A 16,932-nucleotide genomic window follows, 5' to 3' on the forward strand; every position below is an offset into this window, starting at 1 on the left:
CCCCTTGCTCCCCTCGCAAGCCCGTTTCACCCCGATGGAAATCGGGATGAACCAGGCCCTACTTCTTTGTTCGGGCATGATCTTTTCCGAAAAGCGGGTTCCACTTTTCGGGATCATGCCCCAGCGCGGAAAGTGCCGGCCGCAGCCTTTGGCCGGCCCCTTCCAGCAGTTTCTCGGCCGCATCGGCGTTGTCGGCGCCGGCGGCAAGCAGAATGGCGGTCTTGACGGCGCCGCCGCTCCTCTCGAGCAGGCGCGCCGCATCGTCTGTGCTGCGCCCGCTGACGGCAGCGACGATGCGCGCCGCGCGGTCGCGCAGCTTGATATTGTCGGCCGTGAGGTTGACCATGTAGCCGTCATGGACATGGCCGAGATGGACGGCGGTCAGTGTCGACAGCATGTTGAGCGCGATCTTCTGGGCCGTGCCGGCGCCCATGCGCGTCGAGCCGGCGATCACCTCCGGCGGCGTCTCGAGCAGGATGGCGGTTTGCGCCTGACGCAGCAGGGCTGAATCCCGGTTGTTGGCGATGCCGATGGTGGCAGCACCGCCGCGCGCCGCCTCCTGCATGGCGCGCACCGCATAGGGCGTCGTGCCGCTGGCGGAAATGGCGATCAGGCAGTCACCCCTACCGATGCCAGCATTGATGACCGCTCCGGCTGCCTCCTCGGTATCGTCCTCCGGCCCACCGGCCAGCGTCCTGAATGCCTCGTCGCCGCCGGCGATAAGGATGGCGATGCGGTCGCGCTGGATACCAAAGGTGCCGGGAAGTTCTAATGCGTCGGCCAGCGCCATCAAGCCGGAACTGCCGGCCGCGGCATAGGCAAGCTTGCCGCCGCTTTGCAGCCGGCCAGCGATGATTTCAGCGGCCACAGCGATGGATGGAATGGCGTTGCGGACGACTTTCGCGGCCTCGACTTGGGCGTCGGCCAGCGAAGCAAGGATGACTTCCGGGGCCTGGATATCCAGCCCCTCGGCATTTTGGTGAAGCGCTTCGGTGCGCGTTTCGGCCATCCCGGTTCCTCCAATGCGGAAACAATACCAAAAAAATACCACTTGTCCACACGCATTAACGAATTCGCAGGCAGGAAATCACTGAGCCGGCGAAATGCGTAAGTTTTTCAATAAAATACGCCTTAATCTTTTTGGAACGGAAATTAATCCTTGGCTATTGGTATTTTATTGGTATTATCCGCCCGGAGGAGAAATCGCGTGAAATTCGTGCTCGGTATCGATGGCGGCGGCACCAGCTGCAGGGCCGCTCTTGCAACGGTGGACGGCGCTGTGGTCGGCCGCGCCAAAAGCGGCGCCGCCAACATCCGCACCGACCTGACCGGCGCCCGCTCGAACATTGTCGAGGCGGCGCGGCAGGCGTTCATCGCCGCCGGGCAGAATCCGGAGCTGATCCCGCAGACACCAGCCATTCTCGGCCTCGCCGGCGCCAATGTCGGCACCTACCGGCAGCAGCTCGAAGCGATCCTGCCGTTCAGCATCAGCCGCGTCGAGACCGACGCCGAGATCGCACTTGAAGGGGCTGTCGGCTCGGGCGACGGCGCCATGGCTATCCTCGGCACCGGCACCGCCTATATGGCGCGCAGGAACGGCAAGTCGCGCGCCATCGGCGGTTGGGGTTTTCAGGTCGGCGATCAAGGCAGTGGCGCCCGCATCGGCCGCGACCTCTTGGAACAGACATTGCTCGCCTATGACGGCGTCCGCGAGGCATCGCCGCTGACGCAGAGCATGCTGGCCGTCTTCCGCAACAATCCCGAGGATGTGGTCGAATTCACCACCAACGCCAAGCCCGGCGATTTCGGCGGTTTCGCGCCGAAAGTGTTCGAGCATGCTGAAAAGGGCGACAGCGTCGCCAACTGGATCCTGGACAGGGTGGTCGCCGATGTCGAGGCCTCACTCGGTGCGCTCAACCTCGCGGACGACGCGCCGCTTTGCCTGCTTGGCGGGCTGGCACCGCTTTACGCGCCACGCCTATCGGCACGCTATCGGGCGCTCCTGAAGCCGCCGCTCGACGACGCATTGGGCGGCGCCGTGCAGATGGCGGCTCGTCTGTTTGCCAAACCGGAGGCGGCGCGATGAGCGACGCCGCCGACCAGATCTTCGCCACGCTGAAACAATCTTCGCAAAGCGGCGCGCCGCTCTATCTGCAGCTGCGCAAGAGCATCGAGGATGCGGTCAATCGCGGCCTGATCGGGCCGGGCGATGCCCTGCCTTCCGAGCGCGACATCGCCACCAAGGCCGACATTTCGCGCGTCACCGTGCGCAAGGCGGTGCAGGATCTGGTGAAGGGCGGCATCCTGGTCCAGCGCCACGGCTCCGGCACCTTCGTGGCGCCGCGCATGGAGCGCGTCGAGCAGTCGCTGTCGCGGCTGACCTCCTTCACCGAGGACATGGCTCGGCGCGGCATGGCGGTGCGTTCGCAATGGCTCGACCGTGGGCTCTACGCGCCCTCGCCCGACGAGATGATGGTGCTTGGCCTGTCGTCGAGCGAACTGGTGGCGCGCGTGGCGCGCCTGCGCATCGCCAATGACACGCCGCTGGCCATCGAACGTGCCTCGCTGTCGGCCAGCGTGCTGCCCGACCCGGCGGGCATCGGTTCCTCGCTCTATGCGGCGTTGCAACTGACCGGCAACCGGCCAGTGCGCGCGGTGCAGCGCATCTCGGCCGCCAATCTCGGCGACAGCGATGCGCGCCTGCTCGAAGTACCGCCTGGCATTGCCGGCCTGCACATCGAACGCATTTCCTATCTGGCGAGCGGCAAGGTGATCGAATTCACCCGCTCCATCTACCGGGGCGACGCCTATGATTTCGTCGCCGAACTGCGGCTGACAGGGCCGAGCGAAGAGGGCCGACCATGATCCCCAACACCACCCATATGCAGCGCGAGATCGAGGAGATCCCGCAAGCCGTTGCCCGCCTGCTCGATGGCTCCGGCGCCGTGCTCGCCGAGGCCGGGCGCGGCATTCGTGAACGCGACCCGCATTTCGTCGTCACCGTGGCGCGCGGCTCGTCCGACCATGCCGCCACCTTCATGAAATATGCCGTCGAACTGACCGCCGGCCTTGCCGTCGCCTCGGTCGGCCCCTCCATCGCTTCGATCTACGGCCGCAAGCTGCGGCTTGAAGGCTCGGCGTGTCTGGCGATCTCGCAGTCGGGCAAGAGCCCCGACATTGTTGCCATGGCTGAAACCGCACGCGCCGGCGGCGCACTGACCATCGCCATCACCAACACCGCCGATTCGCCGCTGGCGCGCGCCTCGGACTATGCGATCGACATCCTGGCAGGCCCCGAGCGCAGCGTCGCGGCAACCAAGACCTTCGTCAATTCCGCCGTTGCCGGTCTCGCGCTGATGGCGCATTCCACCGGCGATGATGCGCTTCTCGCCGCACTTGCCCGCTTGCCTGAGCATTTCGGCAAAGCGATCGCCTGCGACTGGATGGGTGTGCTCGCCGAAACCATCGAGAAGCAGAAGTCGCTGTTCATCCTTGGCCGCGGCCCATCGGCGGCAATGGCCAATGAGGCGGCGCTGAAGTTCAAGGAAACCTGCGGCATGCATGCCGAGGCCTATAGTGCGGCCGAAGTCATGCACGGCCCGCTGGCGCTGATCGGCCCCGACTTTCCGGTATTGGCGCTGGCCGCGCGCGATGCCTCCGAACCGTCCGTCGCCGAGGCGGCCGACGGCCTGGCGGCCAAGGGCGCGCCGGTGTTCGTCACCTCAGCGCTTGCCAACCGCGCCACGCGCCTGCCGCATGTCGCCACCGGTCACCCGCTGACCGATCCGCTGACGCTGATCGTCTCCTTCTACGTGTTCGTCGAGGCGTTCGCGCGCCATCGCGGCCTCGATCCGGACACGCCGCGCAACCTTCGCAAGGTGACGGAGACGGTATGAGCGACCGTTTTGCCCTGACTGGCGCCCGCATATTCGACGGCGACGACTGGCATGAAGGCCACGCCCTCGTCGTGCGCGACGGCCTCGTCGAGGCTATTTTGCCCATAGGCGCCATTCCCTCTGATATCAGTGTCGTCGAGACCGGCGGCGGCATCCTGGCGCCGGGCTTCGTCGACATCCAGGTCAATGGCGGCGGCGGCGTCATGCTCAACGACCACCCCGATGTCGCGTCAATCGAGACCATCTGCAAGGCGCATGCGCCGTTCGGCACGACAGCGCTGCTGGCGACGCTGATCACCGACACATCAGCGATCACCGCCTCTGCCGTTGCCGCCGGCGAAGCGGCAGCGCTGCAGAAAGTGGCTGGATTTCTCGGCCTGCATCTGGAAGGCCCGCATCTGTCGATCGCCCGCAAGGGCGCGCATGATCCGGCGCTGATCCGGCCGATGACGGATGCCGACCAGGCAATGCTGATCGCGGCGCGGCAGAAGCTGCCGGTGCTGCTCACCACGATCGCGCCCGAATCCGTCGAACCGGCGCGCGTGGCTGCCTTGGCCAAGGCCGGAGTCATTGTCAGCCTCGGCCATTCCGACACCGGTTATCTCAAGGCAAAGGCCTTCGCGGAGGCGGGTGCCAGCGTGGTCACCCATCTGTTCAATGCCATGAGCCAGATCGGCAATCGCGAGCCCGGGCTGGCGGGCGCGGCGATCGACATCGGCGCCTTGTCCGCCGGGCTCATCGCCGACGGCATCCATGTCCATCCCGCCACCATCAGGATTGCGCTCGACGCAAAAAAAGGCCCCGGCAGGATCGTTCTGGTCTCCGACGCCATGGCGACGATCGGCACCGACATGACCTCATTCACCCTCAACGGCCGCACCATCTACCGCCGGGACGGGAGTCTCAGGCTTGCCGACGGCACGCTGGCGGGCGCCGATCTCGACATGATCTCGGCCGTGCGCTTCATGCACAATGTCGTCGGCATCGATCTGTCCGAGGCCTTGCGCATGGCCTCGCTCTATCCGGCGCAGGCGATCGGCCAGTCGCACCGGCTTGGGCGCTTTGCCAACGGCACGGCCGCCGATATCGTTGCGCTGTCGGATGGTCTCGACATAGAAAGCGTCTGGATCGGCGGCGGCAAGGTGTTCGAGGCTGTCGCTCCACACTGAGAGCGAGGCCATGCAGACAATCGATTGTGTCGTCGCCGGAGCGGGCGTCGTCGGTTTGGCCATTGCCCGTGCGCTTGCCTTGTCGGGCCGCGAGGTGGTGGTGGTCGAGCAGGCCGACGCGATCGGCACCGTCACCAGTTCGCGCAATTCGGAAGTCATCCATGCCGGGCTCTATTATGCACCGGGGAGCCTGAAGGCCCGGCTCTGCGTCGAAGGGCGCCGGCGGCTCTACACTTATTGCGCCGAGCACAATGTCGCTCATTCCCGGACCGGCAAGCTGATCGTTGCCAGCGTGCCCGGCCAGACGGATGGGCTGCGGGCGATCGAGGCCAATGCACGGCGCTGCGGGGTCGATGATCTCGCGCTTCTGACGCGTGGCGAGGCAGAAAGCCTGGAGCCGGCGCTGACATGCAGCGGCGCGCTGCTGTCGCCATCGACCGGCATTGTCGATAGCCATGCCTTGATGTTGTCGCTGCGCGGCGACGCCGAAGCGGCCGGAGCGTCTTTCGCTTTCCTCACCTCGGTCACCGGGGCTACGATCGACGCCGACGGGATCCGGATCGACACGCGCGATGCCAATGGCGAGACCTTCGTCCTGGAGGCCGGTGCGTTCATCAATGCCGCGGGCCTCGAGGCGCAGGCCGTGGCCGGCCGGATCGAGGGTTTCCCAGAGGGGCTCATCCCTCGGCAATGGCTGGCGCGCGGAAATTATTTCGCGATTTCGGGCCGCTCGCCCTTTTCGCGGTTGATCTATCCAGTTCCAGTCGAAGGCGGCCTGGGCGTCCATCTGACGCTCGACCTCAGCGGCAGTGCACGCTTTGGACCTGACGTCGAATGGGTCGACCATGTGGATTACACCGTCGATTCCGGCCGAAGCGCTGTCTTCTATGAAGCGATCCGGCGCTATTGGCCCGACCTTGCCGACGGCGCCTTGCAGCCTGCCTATGCCGGCATCAGGCCGAAACTGTCCGGTCCCGGCCAGCCTGCGGCCGATTTCATGGTCCAAGGCCCCGCCGATCATGGCGCCGGGCGGATCGTCAATCTGTTCGGCATCGAGAGCCCCGGCCTGACGGCAAGCCTGGCGATCGCCGACCATGTCGTCGAGCTGCTGTATACCCGGTTATAGGCGCCGCTGAGAATTTGTCCCTCACCGGCTGAAGTCATGAAACCTTTCGATTTCGAGGCCGTTGTCGGGGCGCATGTCCGACGCGAAACCCAGATCGAAACCGGCCGACGGCGATAAACCGCGCGGCGCCCCTAAGCCGAGACGGCAAAAGCCGCTTGACGAGAGGACGCGCGACCAAGTTCCGCGCGAAAAGAAGCCACGCGACAAGAGAGCCTCGACCGTCGAAGCGGCAGCTCCCGAGATCGTCGACGAGACACCGCCGCCGGAGGCCGTCGAGCCCGATCCACAGCTGACGCCAGAGCAAGTCGAACAGGCGCGCAAGAAGTACCTGCTGAAGCGGTTCTGGATCAGCGGACGCGGCTATTGGGGCCGGCACGGCGACAGGCTCGGCTGGCCGTTGACGATCGGGCTGCTGATCCTGATCGTTATCAATGTCGGCTTCCAGTACGGGATCAATGTCTGGAACCGCTCGATCTTCGACGCCATTGAGAAGCGCGACGCCCATAGCGTCTATTTCCTGAGCGCGGTGTTCGTGCCGCTCGTGCTTGGCAGCATCAGCCTTGTCGTCGCGCAGGTCTATCTGCGCATGACCATGCAGCGCCGCTGGCGCTCCTGGCTGACCACCTCGGTGATAGCGCGCTGGCTCACCAACGGCCGCTACTACCAGCTGAACCTGGTGCATGGCGACCACCAGAACCCCGAGGCCCGCCTCTCGGAGGATTTGCGGGTCGCCACCGAGGCGCCGGTCGATTTCGTCGCTGGCGTGATTGTCGCCACCCTTTCGGCCTCGACCTTCATCGTGGTGCTGTGGACGATCGGCGGAGCCTTGAACTTTACATTGGGAGGCTCGACCTTCACCGTCCCCGGCTTCCTCGTCATCACAGCGGTGATCTATGCCGCGATCACCTCCACCTCGATGTTCTTTATCGGTCGCGATTTCGTGCGGCTGTCCGAGGAGAAGAACCAGACGGAAGCAGAATTCCGCTACGTGCTGACGCGCGTGCGCGAAAACGGCGAGAGCATCGCCTTGCTCGGCGGAGAGGAGGAGGAACGCAGCGGCATCGACAGGACCTTTGCCGGCGTGCTGAAGCGATGGGCGCAACTGACCGGCCAGCACATGCGCACGGCGGTGGTCTCGCAAGGGTCGAGCCTGTTCGCGCCGGTCGTGCCGGTGCTGCTTTGCGCGCCAAAATTTCTCGAAGGCTCGATGTCGCTCGGACAAGTCATGCAGGCTGCCTCCGCCTTCGCCATCGTGCAGGGTGCATTCGGCTGGCTGGTCGACAATTATCCGCGCTTGGCCGACTGGAACGCCTCGGCACGCCGCATCGCCTCGCTGATGATGTCGCTCGACGGGCTGGAGCGCGCGGAACAGAGCAACGAGCTGGGGCGCATCCAGCGCGGCGAGACCAAGGGCGATACGATGCTCTCCCTCGACAATCTCTCGGTGACACTCGATGACGGCACGTCCGTGGTCAAGGAAACGGAAGTCGGCGTTGAAGCGGGCGAGCGGGTGCTGGTGTCAGGCGAATCCGGCTCGGGCAAGTCAACGCTGGTGCGGGCGATCGCAGGGCTGTGGCCATGGGGAAGCGGCAGCGTCAGTTTCCATCCTGACAAGCGGTTGTTTATGCTGCCGCAACGGCCCTATATCCCGTCCGGCACCTTGCGCCGGGTGGTTGCCTATCCCGCTGCCGCCAACCACTGGAAGCTGGAGCAGATCAACGCCGCCCTCGACAAGGTCGGCCTCGGCCATCTCGCCGGCCGGATTAAGGAGGAAGCGCCCTGGGACCAGACCCTGTCGGGCGGCGAAAAGCAGCGGGTCGCCTTCGCGCGCCTTTTGCTGCATCGCCCAGACATCGTCGTGCTGGACGAAGCGACCTCGGCGCTGGACGAAAAAAGCCAGGACCAGATGATGGAAACGGTGATCCGCGAATTGCCCGATGTCACCATCGTCAGCGTCGCGCACCGCGCCGAACTGGAAGTCTATCACACCCGCAAGATCACGCTCGAGCGGCGCAAGGGCGGTGCAAAACTGGTCGGGGACATTGATCTTGCGCCACGCAACCGCAAACGCAGCCTGCTTCAGCGCGCCTTGTGGGGCTCCGGTACAAGGACCGAAAGGCCGCGTAAGCTGAAGTAAAGCGGCACCGTGCATCTAGAGCCCCGGCCTGACGGCAAGCTTGGCCATCGCCTAGCCGACCCGGGAAGCTAGGTGAACCCACGGCAGTGTATCTGGGTCGAGCGACCCGATTTATAATTCACGCTGAGCGAAGAAAAATCGCTTCGTCTGAGCCAACCCCCTATCAGATCGACTCTATCTTCCTCGGTCGGCGTCAGCTGCGAAAATTTCCACAATTTCCGTCTGTCGGCATCTGCAATTCGCGGATCGCACATCCAGCGTTCTACGAATAGGTTCCGAAGGTTTTTACGAGGCGGGCGTATCCAGCGACCTTGGGCAATCCAAGCCTTTGCACTCCCTGCCGAAAGCGAGGATCTTGCCGCTGAGGAGCAACCCCAAGATACAACGAGTTCTGACAGGCGTCTGCATACATATTGATTAGCCAACTCACCTATCAAGGGATCACTGTAGTACTGAGCACGATACCCACCGGCGCCGTTATGAAACAGATCAACGGCTTTGACGTCAGTTTGTAGCCGCACCCGATATCGGACAAGAGAATGGCGGCAGTATCTTCCAGATGGGTCATCGTTGAACTCCCCCCTCACCATTGAACGTCGAGCGCCAGAAACTAGCATTTCCACGATTTGGGCAAACTCAAACGTGTACAAGTCCTCCCGACGAGTCTCCGCCATTTTGTCCGAGAAGGGCCAAATCGCAGATGGGACAAGCGTAAATGTCATGGACCTACGATACCATTACAAACACAAAATCGGGATGCCCTGCGGCTACTGGTTGCCAGATCGAAGGAAGAATTCACGCCGGTCATCTCACGGCGAGTGTTCAAGACGCGTAGAGATCCTTGTAGGCATCGCGCAAGAGATTCTTCTGCACCTTACCCATCGTGTTGCGCGGCAATTCGTCGACGAAGATCACCCGTTTCGGGTGCTTGTACTTGGCCACCCGTTCGGCGATGGCACCGAGGATCTCAGCTCCGGTGATCTGCGATGCCGGCGTCCGTACGACGACCGCGGTGACGCCTTCGCCGAAATCCGGATGGGCGACGCCGATGACGGCGCTTTCCAGGACCCCTGCAAGCGCGTCGATCTCGCTTTCGAGTTCCTTCGGATAGATGTTGTAGCCGCCTGAGATGATCAGGTCCTTGCCGCGGCCGACAATATGGACATAGCCGTCGGCGTCGACCCTGCCGAGGTCACCTGATATGAAGAAGCCGTCGGCGCGGAATTCCGCCCTGGTCTTTTCCGGCATGCGCCAGTAGCCGGAAAACACGTTCGGGCCTTTCACTTCGATCATGCCGACCTCGCCCTGGACCAGCGGCTTGCCATTGTCCGGATCGGCGATGCGCAGCGACACGCCAGGCAAGGGAAAGCCGACCGTGCCGGCGCGGCGCTCGCCATCATAGGGGTTGGAGGTGTTCATGTTGGTCTCGGTCATGCCGTAGCGTTCGAGGATGGCGTGGCCGGTGCGCTCGCGCCAGGCCTTGTGCGTCTCGGCCAGCAGCGGCGCCGAGCCTGACACGAACAGCCGGATGTTTTTCGTGGCCTCGCGATCCAGGCCCTCCTGCTGCAGAAGCCTGGTGTAGAAGGTCGGCACGCCCATCAGTGCCGTGGCGCACGGCAGCAATGAGACGATGCGGGCCGGATCGAATTTCTGTTCGAACAGCATCGAGGCGCCGGCCATCAGGATGACGTTGGTGGCGACGAACAGGCCGTGCGTGTGGAAGATCGGCAGCGCGTGGATTAGCGCATCACTCGGTGTGAAGCGCCATTGATCGACCAGCACCCGTGCGTTCGAGGCCAGGTTCTCGTGGCTGAGCATGGCGCCTTTCGAGCGGCCGGTGGTTCCAGACGTGTAAAGGATCGCGGCAAGATCGTCCGCGCCCCGCTCGACATCATGGAATTCGGAAGATTGCCTAGATGCCTGGTCCGCAAGGGATCCCCGGCCATTGCGGTCGAGCGTGACCACGACAGCACCGGATGGCTCGACCATCCGGCCGATATCCACCGACCTTGCCGGATCGCAGACGATGATCCGAGGTGTTGCATCCTCGAAGAAATAGCCGAGCTCGGTCAGCGTATAGGCGGTGTTGAGCGGCAGGAAGACGGCGCCGGCGCGCACACAGGCAAGATAGAGCAGCAGCGCCTCCGGGCTCTTCTCGACCTGCACGGCGACCCGGTCGCCGGGCTCTACATCCAATTGCAGCAGCGCATGCGCGAGCTGCGCCGATCGTGCCAGCATGTCGCCATAGCTGAGCGAGCGCCCATCGTCGGTTTCCATCAACAGACGTTCGGGTGCCGGCATCCGGGACCGGAACGCATGGAACAGATGATTGCTCATGAAGTCTTCCTGCGGCGGGGGCAATGGTGGCGCCGCGCTTGCTCTTCGGGCGGCATGCGTCGGCGGCGAAGAGTTCGCGTTTCCCGGCCATGCCGTCAAGACCGCAAACGGCGATCCAGCACGTCACATCTGCTGAAAAGGTGGGGTGCGATTGTCGGCAGGGCCTAACAACCGCAATGAACGCTACCTCCGGATCCGTTCTGCCGAAGGGGCGACCTTTGCGGCCTCGCTCTGCTTGAAGCGTTCCAGGCACATGGCCGCGGTCAGCTGGTAGTGATCGATCAATGCCTGGACGGCACCGTCGGCATTGCCATCCAGCGCGCATTCGGCGATCAGCCGGTGTTCGCCGAAATCGTCGCGCCCGATGCTTTCGCCGTCATTGGCCATTTGCCGGTAGCGGTAGGCATGATCGGAAAGCTGATCGCAGAAACCCACCAGCCAGTGCGACCGGCAGGCCGAAATCAGCGCCCGATGGAAGGTGCGGTGCAATTTCTCCCAATCCGGATTGAGCGACGACGAGAGAACTTGCGGCGAAAGACGCGAGGCGCGGCCCAGGCGATGCAGCGCCAGCACCAGCTGTTCTTCCCATTCGGCGGTGCGGTGGGCGATGGATTCGCGAAGCGCCCGCTCCTCGATCCAGCAGCGGGTGCGCGTCAGCTCCTCGAGCTCCATCGCAGTGACCGGCATGATGAAGAAGCCGCGCTGGTCATGACGACCGAGAAGCCCCTCGGAGGCAAGGCGATTGAGGGCTTCACGAACCGGAGAGGCACCAGCGCCATATTTGGAAACAACCCACTCGACCCGCAGCTTGCTTTCAGTTTCAAGAGCACCGCCGAGAAGATCATCTCGCAGTTGATGATAGACCGTGCTGGCCAGCGTGCTCTTGGATCCCGTGCCGTCGTCGTTCAGGTTGGCAGCTCCGTATGTCAAAGTTGACTCCTTGTCCCCATTTTTTGTGGGCAATTCGAGTCCGAACAGAATCCTTCCGTACATGTACCATACAGTGCTTGCATCCGGCAGTTCAAGCACAAGATGACCTTGTTGTACTTAAGCACAAAGGAATACGCATCACTCCGCTGCGTGATCGGGTAAAATCGCGCGCTTCTACAACCAGTAGAAGCTTAACGTGTTTTGTATGCACGCAGGATCATCTGCTTCCTGTGTGCCCGCGCGATCATCTTTTCTATCGCGCGCAAAGGTCAACGGGCGACGCCCCGAATCAGGCCTCTTGTCTGGCCGACTGTTCGGTGCCGAGGCCAATCACATCCGCACGAGGACCTTTAGCCGGCCCGCGGAACTGGAAGCGGGAGGATGGCGGTGAGTTAATGCATGTCGCCCAAAAGTGACCTCGGTTTTGGGAAAACGACATGCATAAAAAACAAAGACCGAAAGCGCGACGCGCTTTAGGTGGCGGCCTTGTCGGCCGCCGTCCTGATTGCCTCGATGTTGGCGCGGTAGGCTTCGACGCTGCCGCCCTTGAAGATGGCAGCACCTGCCACCAGGACATCGGCACCGGCTGATGTGACCAAGGGGGCTGTCTCCGGCGAGACGCCGCCGTCGATCTCGATGCGGATCGGCCGGCTGCCGATCAGTGCCTTGACCCTTCTCACCTTGTCGACGATCCCCGGGATGAAAGCCTGGCCGCCGAAACCGGGATTGACGGTCATGATCAGGATCAGGTCGAGCCGGTCGAGCACATATTCGATCATCGTTTCCGGCGTCGCTGGATTGAGCGCCACTCCGGCTCTCTTGCCAAGGTTTTTGATCGTCTGCAGCGAACGGTCGAGATGCGGCCCGGCCTCGGCATGCACCGTCATGCCGTCACAGCCAGCCTCGGCGAAAGCGGCGAGATAGGGATCGGCCGGCGCGATCATCAGATGGCAGTCGAAAAAGGCCGTGGTGCGGTTGCGGATCGCCTTGATCACCGACGGGCCGAATGTGACGTTGGGCACGAAATGCCCGTCCATGACATCGAGATGGATCCAGTCGGCGCCAGCCGCCGCCACCGCCTCGACCTCGTCGCCCAGCTTCGAAAAGTCCGAAGCCAGCACCGAAGGTGCGATCAAGGTCTTTTTGCTCATCGTGCGGCCTTTCCGAGCGCCTTTTCACGCGGTCACTCCGGATCGACTGCCTAATGCGCGGAGGGGAACTTGTCGAGGGTGAAGACATGACGGCTCCCAGGCTTGGGTGGCGTTCTCGATCGTGTGTAGCCAATTCCAGCCTGTCCGGGCCATGAAGAAAACAGCCCGCCGGATTGCTCCGGCGGGCTTTGGTCTGGGTTCGAGCAGATAATTACTGCTGCTGGAGTTTCAGGATCCTGTTTGGAACCGGATCCTGTTCCTGGTCGGTCTGCTGCCTGCGCCGTGGCAGTATCTGCAGCAGCTGTCCCGGGTTGATCTCCAGCGACGGCCGGCCGCGGATCGGCCGGCAGTTTGGAAAGCGCCCGATCGTGCCTTCCGGGCAGTGCCGCCTCATGATCGGCTGGCACTGGCCGTTGATCATCTGCGAGCCCGGTGCGCATTCGGTCTGTTGCCTGGGCTTGCGGCATGCGCCGTTGATCACCTCGGTCCCACGCGGACAGACACAGTCGCCGCTCTGGTTGTGGACCTGGCCGCGTATGTCGCACTGCTCTTGCGTCGGCTGCTTGCGCCGGCAGGCATTGCCTTGCACCTCGGTACCCCTTGGGCAAACGCAATTGCCGTCGCCATCGTGGACCTGACCACGGATGGTGCACTGGTCGGGCTTCGGCCGGACCGGTCGGCAGACATTGCCCCTGACTTCCGTGCCATCCGGGCAGACGCAATCGCCATTGGCATTGTGGATCTGGCCACGGATCGTGCACTGGTCAGGCTTGGGCCGGATCGGCCGGCAGGCATTGCCCCTGACTTCCGTTCCGCTCGGGCAGACGCAATCTCCATCCGAGTTCTGGATCTGACCACGGATCGTGCACTGCTGGGGCTTCGGCCGCACCGGGCGGCAGGCGCCGTTGCGCACCTCGGTCCCTTGCGGGCAGATGCAGTCGCCATCGGCGTCGTGGACCTGGCCACGGATGGTGCACTGCTCAGGCTTCGGCCTGTCCCTCACACACGCATTCGCTTGCCTGTCGAGATGCGTGCCGTCAGGGCAATAGCAGCTGTTGCCGTCCGAGGTCGGGACCGAACCAGGTATGGTGCAGTTCGGCTGGTCGATCTTGACGCAGGCGCCGTTCTCCAGCTCCGTGCCGCGCGGGCAGACACAACGTCCATCCTCGGTCCGGATCTGGCCTTCGAGCAGCACGCAGCGCTTGGGCGGCGGCACGGGAAGCGGCAGAAGGTGGGTGCCGCCGCCGGTGCACTGGCCATTGCGGAAGGTGGTGCCTTCCGGGCAGACGCAGCGGCCGGCGTCGTTCATGACGAAGCCTGGCGAGCACTCGTTCTTCACCTCATGGGTGATGATGAAGGGGTGGCACGCATAGGCCTTGCCGCGATCGCCCTGCACGTTGGTCTGGTCGCCGGCGAGCACGTCGCCGCCGCCTTGCACCCGTGTGTCGGGAGACAAGACGCCAACGCAGTTCTGGCCGTTGACGTTGCCCTGCAGATTGGCCAGACGTCCGTCGTCGGGAATGACCACGATGACATGATGCGACTGGCTTTCGCCGGCGCCGAGCGTCAGGTTGGCAATGCAGGAGGCAGGCAGTGTCGTCGGTTCCGGCGAGCAGCCGAAGGGCGGCTCGATCGAGGTGATCGCAACGCCATCCAGGCGACCCAGACCGTCCACGCCGATCGCATCACCGATGCGGACCGGACCGGAGAAGGGGCTCGTCCCATCATTCGTGATGGTGATGTCGAACGAGCAGGGCTGGCCGAGCTTGCATTCGCGGTCGCCGGTCTTTTCGACACGGATGGTCGAACCACCACCGCCTTTCACGCAGGCCGGATCGATCGGGTGGACGACATCGTCTCCCGGTGCCGGTCCATAGGAGCCGCGCGCGCAGTTCTCGAACGGCTTTTCCGACGAGAGCGTGACGTCGAAGTGACGGCTGGTTCCAGGCGTCATGACGGAGCCTGGAATTCCACACGATACCGCATTGGCAGGCACCGGAGCGCACGACCAATCCGGACCGTCCGGCGTGACGGTCTGGATCGTCACATTGGTTCCGCCACTGATCAGCGTCGCCGATTCAGTGATCCGGACCGGACCGGTGGGTGCGGTCGTGCCGGTGCTGATGACGGTGATGCGGCACGAGACAGTTGCGGCACCGGCGAGCGAACCGTTGCACACCTTGGTGATACGCAACCCCGGCTGGCCGCCATTGGGATGACGGAAGCCTTCCTTGGCGCAGGCCTTGTTGTTGGTGAGGTCGACCTCACCGGGAATGGCCTTCACCTCGGCGCAGTTCTCAACCGTGTCGGACCGATAGCTGGCCGGCATGACCGCCTTGACGACGATCGAGGTCGAGGCCCCCGGGGGCAACGCGATGCCGGGGTCGTCGCAGCGGAACTGGCCGGGACCGTTCGGTCCGCATGTCCAGGGCGGGCTCGGCCCGAAGGTCGAGGAGGTCGGCGCGCCGCCGGGATAGGCGTCGATCACCGTCAGCGGCCCGTTATAGGTCGATGTGCCGTTGTTGATGATGTCGATCACGAAGAAGCAGACGCCGTCGGCCGTGCAGACTTCCGAGCGGGCACGCTTTTTCAGGATCAGGTCGACCTTCTTTTCTACCGGCGGCTGGCAGTCGCGGTCACGATCGCCACGGCGGCAGATCGGGATCGAGGCGCAGCCACGGTCGTTCGACTGGCTGCCGAACAACGGCTTGCCGCTGGCGGCATAGTTGTAGGTCGCGCAGTTGCGCAGTGCACTGCCTTGCCAGCCCGCGGCCGGCTTGAAGCCGAGCTTGAGGTCGACAAAAGCTCCGGGATTGAGCGTGGTCACCGGATAGGTGCAAACCATTGGGGTGGTGCCGGGTACGCAGACCCAGGGCGGATTGGGCCCTGAACTCAGCGTCGAGCCGGCCGGCAGCGTCACCTCGTCGAGCACGATCTTGCCGTTGTAGGGCGCGGTGCCGACATTGGTGACCCTGATGGTGAAGTCGCAGCCGCCGGCCATCGTGCAGCGCGGGACATCGGCATGCTTTTCCACCTTGAGGTCCGGCTCCTTGTCCCGTGGCGGACATTTCAGGTCCGGCGGGATGACGATGTCGATCGTCTGTGTGCAGCACAGGCCCCAGCCTTCCTTCGGGCCAGCATAGGTGTTGATGCCAGTGACGATGATATGGATCGTCTCGCCGGGTGACGCGCCGATGATCTTCCAGTTGAGCACACCGCCGCCCGCCGGCACCTGCTGCGTGTCGGGGATGATGGTGATGCCTGATGTGGTGGTTGAAAGCTGCACCCACTTGCCGCCCATCTCGGGGCCGACAGGCATGTGGTAGATGAAGGCACCGCCGCCGGGCACGCAGTCGACCGTGCCGCGTTCGACCTTGAAGCATTCATGGTCGGTCGGGGGCGGGGGCTGCTTGTCGCATTTGGTGACGTCGATCTTGATCGACGTTTTTTCGCCGGTCGCGATGTTGCCGTCGTCCGGCTTGCCCGGATCCTGCGACGGGATGATGGAGCCCGTGCCGGTTCCGTTCGTCACCTTGATCAGGCCCTGGTTGTCGACCATCGTCGGCGCGGGAAACGCCGCGTGGTCGATCTTGGCCGTGATCTGGAAGGTGATGACGCGTTCATTGGGAGCGCCGACGCCGTCGAGATCGTCGGCGGAAAGCCGGAAATCGGAAACCGTCGCCGTATCGTTGGGATTTGTCGACGTGCTGGTCGAAGCGCCGGGCAAAGGCCCGCCGGACGAATCCGTGCCGTCGCCGGCCACATGCACGCTGACGATCTGCACGCCGTGCGGAAGCACGTCCTTGAAGTCGAGCTGGGCTTTCTTCAGCAAGGCCGCCAGGCTCGGGTTGGTAAAATTCTGCGGATCGCCGCGCACGCCGAAGCTCAGGAAATATTCGACATAGTCGCAGCTTCGTTGTCCGCCTTTCTTGGTGAAGAAGGGGACGAGCCGGCCCGGCTCCGGATTGACGACGCGTGGGTTGTCGAAATCGAGCTTGGGCTGGGTAACAGCGGTGTAGACATCAAAGGCGAAGCTTTGCACCGGGGTTAGGGTGGCGACCGCGATACCGGCCGCCATCAGCCAGCGCGCGCCGCGCCTGGCGTATGACAGGGGTTTCATGATCGTCTCCATGACGGTTGTTTGAGTGTTGGCCACGAGCGGGGAGAGTGCGAGATCTTTCATCTT

12 protein-coding genes are annotated in these 16,932 nt (G+C 63.7%); 6 read left to right on the plus strand and 6 right to left on the minus strand.

Features of this window, described 5'->3' with window-relative positions; all coding sequences use genetic code 11:
- Window positions 1-58 precede the first annotated feature (58 nt).
- Window positions 59-1,009, minus strand: coding sequence for an N-acetylmuramic acid 6-phosphate etherase (locus EB235_RS03970; protein WP_027032248.1), 951 nt, complete (start codon window positions 1,007-1,009; stop codon window positions 59-61).
- Window positions 1,010-1,207: 198 nt separating this feature from the next.
- Between EB235_RS03970 and EB235_RS03975 the strand changes: the two genes are divergently transcribed.
- The 6 genes from EB235_RS03975 to EB235_RS04000 all read left to right on the plus strand — a co-directional run bounded on the left by EB235_RS03975 (window position 1,208) and on the right by EB235_RS04000 (window position 8,328).
- Window positions 1,208-2,086: an N-acetylglucosamine kinase gene (locus tag EB235_RS03975; protein WP_027032247.1), complete on the plus strand. Its 879-nt coding sequence runs from the start codon at window positions 1,208-1,210 to the stop codon at window positions 2,084-2,086.
- Complete coding sequence (locus EB235_RS03980) at window positions 2,083-2,865, plus strand: GntR family transcriptional regulator (RefSeq protein ID WP_027032246.1); 783 nt, start codon at window positions 2,083-2,085, stop codon at window positions 2,863-2,865. The genes EB235_RS03975 and EB235_RS03980 overlap by 4 nt, the downstream gene beginning before the upstream one ends.
- Window positions 2,862-3,896 carry an SIS domain-containing protein gene (locus EB235_RS03985; protein ID WP_027032245.1) on the plus strand — a complete coding sequence of 345 codons (1,035 nt, stop codon included), beginning with the start codon at window positions 2,862-2,864 and terminating at the stop codon, window positions 3,894-3,896. The genes EB235_RS03980 and EB235_RS03985 overlap by 4 nt, the downstream gene beginning before the upstream one ends.
- Window positions 3,893-5,065, plus strand: a complete 1,173-nt coding sequence (gene nagA / locus EB235_RS03990) for an N-acetylglucosamine-6-phosphate deacetylase (protein ID WP_027032244.1) — start codon at window positions 3,893-3,895, stop codon at window positions 5,063-5,065. Before EB235_RS03985 ends, nagA begins: the two co-directional genes overlap by 4 nt.
- A gap of 10 nt (window positions 5,066-5,075) precedes the next feature.
- Complete coding sequence (locus EB235_RS03995) at window positions 5,076-6,191, plus strand: NAD(P)/FAD-dependent oxidoreductase (protein ID WP_027032243.1); 1,116 nt, start codon at window positions 5,076-5,078, stop codon at window positions 6,189-6,191.
- Between the two features lie 73 nt (window positions 6,192-6,264).
- A complete protein-coding gene (locus tag EB235_RS04000; RefSeq protein ID WP_027032242.1) occupies window positions 6,265-8,328 on the plus strand; it encodes an ABC transporter ATP-binding protein/permease in 2,064 nt (687 codons plus the stop codon).
- Between the two features lie 433 nt (window positions 8,329-8,761).
- On the opposite strand, the gene EB235_RS35080 is transcribed toward EB235_RS04000, so the two are convergent.
- From EB235_RS35080 to EB235_RS04020, 5 genes are all read right to left on the minus strand, one after another.
- Window positions 8,762-8,896, minus strand: coding sequence for a hypothetical protein (locus EB235_RS35080; protein WP_281410546.1), 135 nt, complete (start codon window positions 8,894-8,896; stop codon window positions 8,762-8,764).
- A 254-nt stretch (window positions 8,897-9,150) separates the two neighbouring features.
- Window positions 9,151-10,665 (minus strand): malonate--CoA ligase, encoded by a 1,515-nt coding sequence (locus tag EB235_RS04005; protein ID WP_027032241.1) that lies wholly within the window; start codon window positions 10,663-10,665, stop codon window positions 9,151-9,153.
- 183 nt (window positions 10,666-10,848) lie between these two features.
- Window positions 10,849-11,595 (minus strand): GntR family transcriptional regulator, encoded by a 747-nt coding sequence (locus EB235_RS04010; RefSeq protein ID WP_027032240.1) that lies wholly within the window; start codon window positions 11,593-11,595, stop codon window positions 10,849-10,851.
- 473 nt (window positions 11,596-12,068) lie between these two features.
- The gene (gene rpe, locus EB235_RS04015) at window positions 12,069-12,746 is read right to left on the minus strand and encodes a ribulose-phosphate 3-epimerase (protein ID WP_027032239.1); all 678 of its coding nucleotides are present in this window, start codon (window positions 12,744-12,746) and stop codon (window positions 12,069-12,071) included.
- Window positions 12,747-12,957: 211 nt separating this feature from the next.
- Entirely contained in the window at window positions 12,958-16,929 is a 3,972-nt protein-coding gene (locus EB235_RS04020; protein ID WP_027032238.1) for a hypothetical protein, read from the minus strand.
- Between the last annotated feature and the right edge of the window lie 3 nt (window positions 16,930-16,932).

This window comes from Mesorhizobium loti R88b (assembly GCF_013170845.1).
In the GTDB taxonomy this organism is placed as follows: domain Bacteria; phylum Pseudomonadota; class Alphaproteobacteria; order Rhizobiales; family Rhizobiaceae; genus Mesorhizobium; species Mesorhizobium loti_B.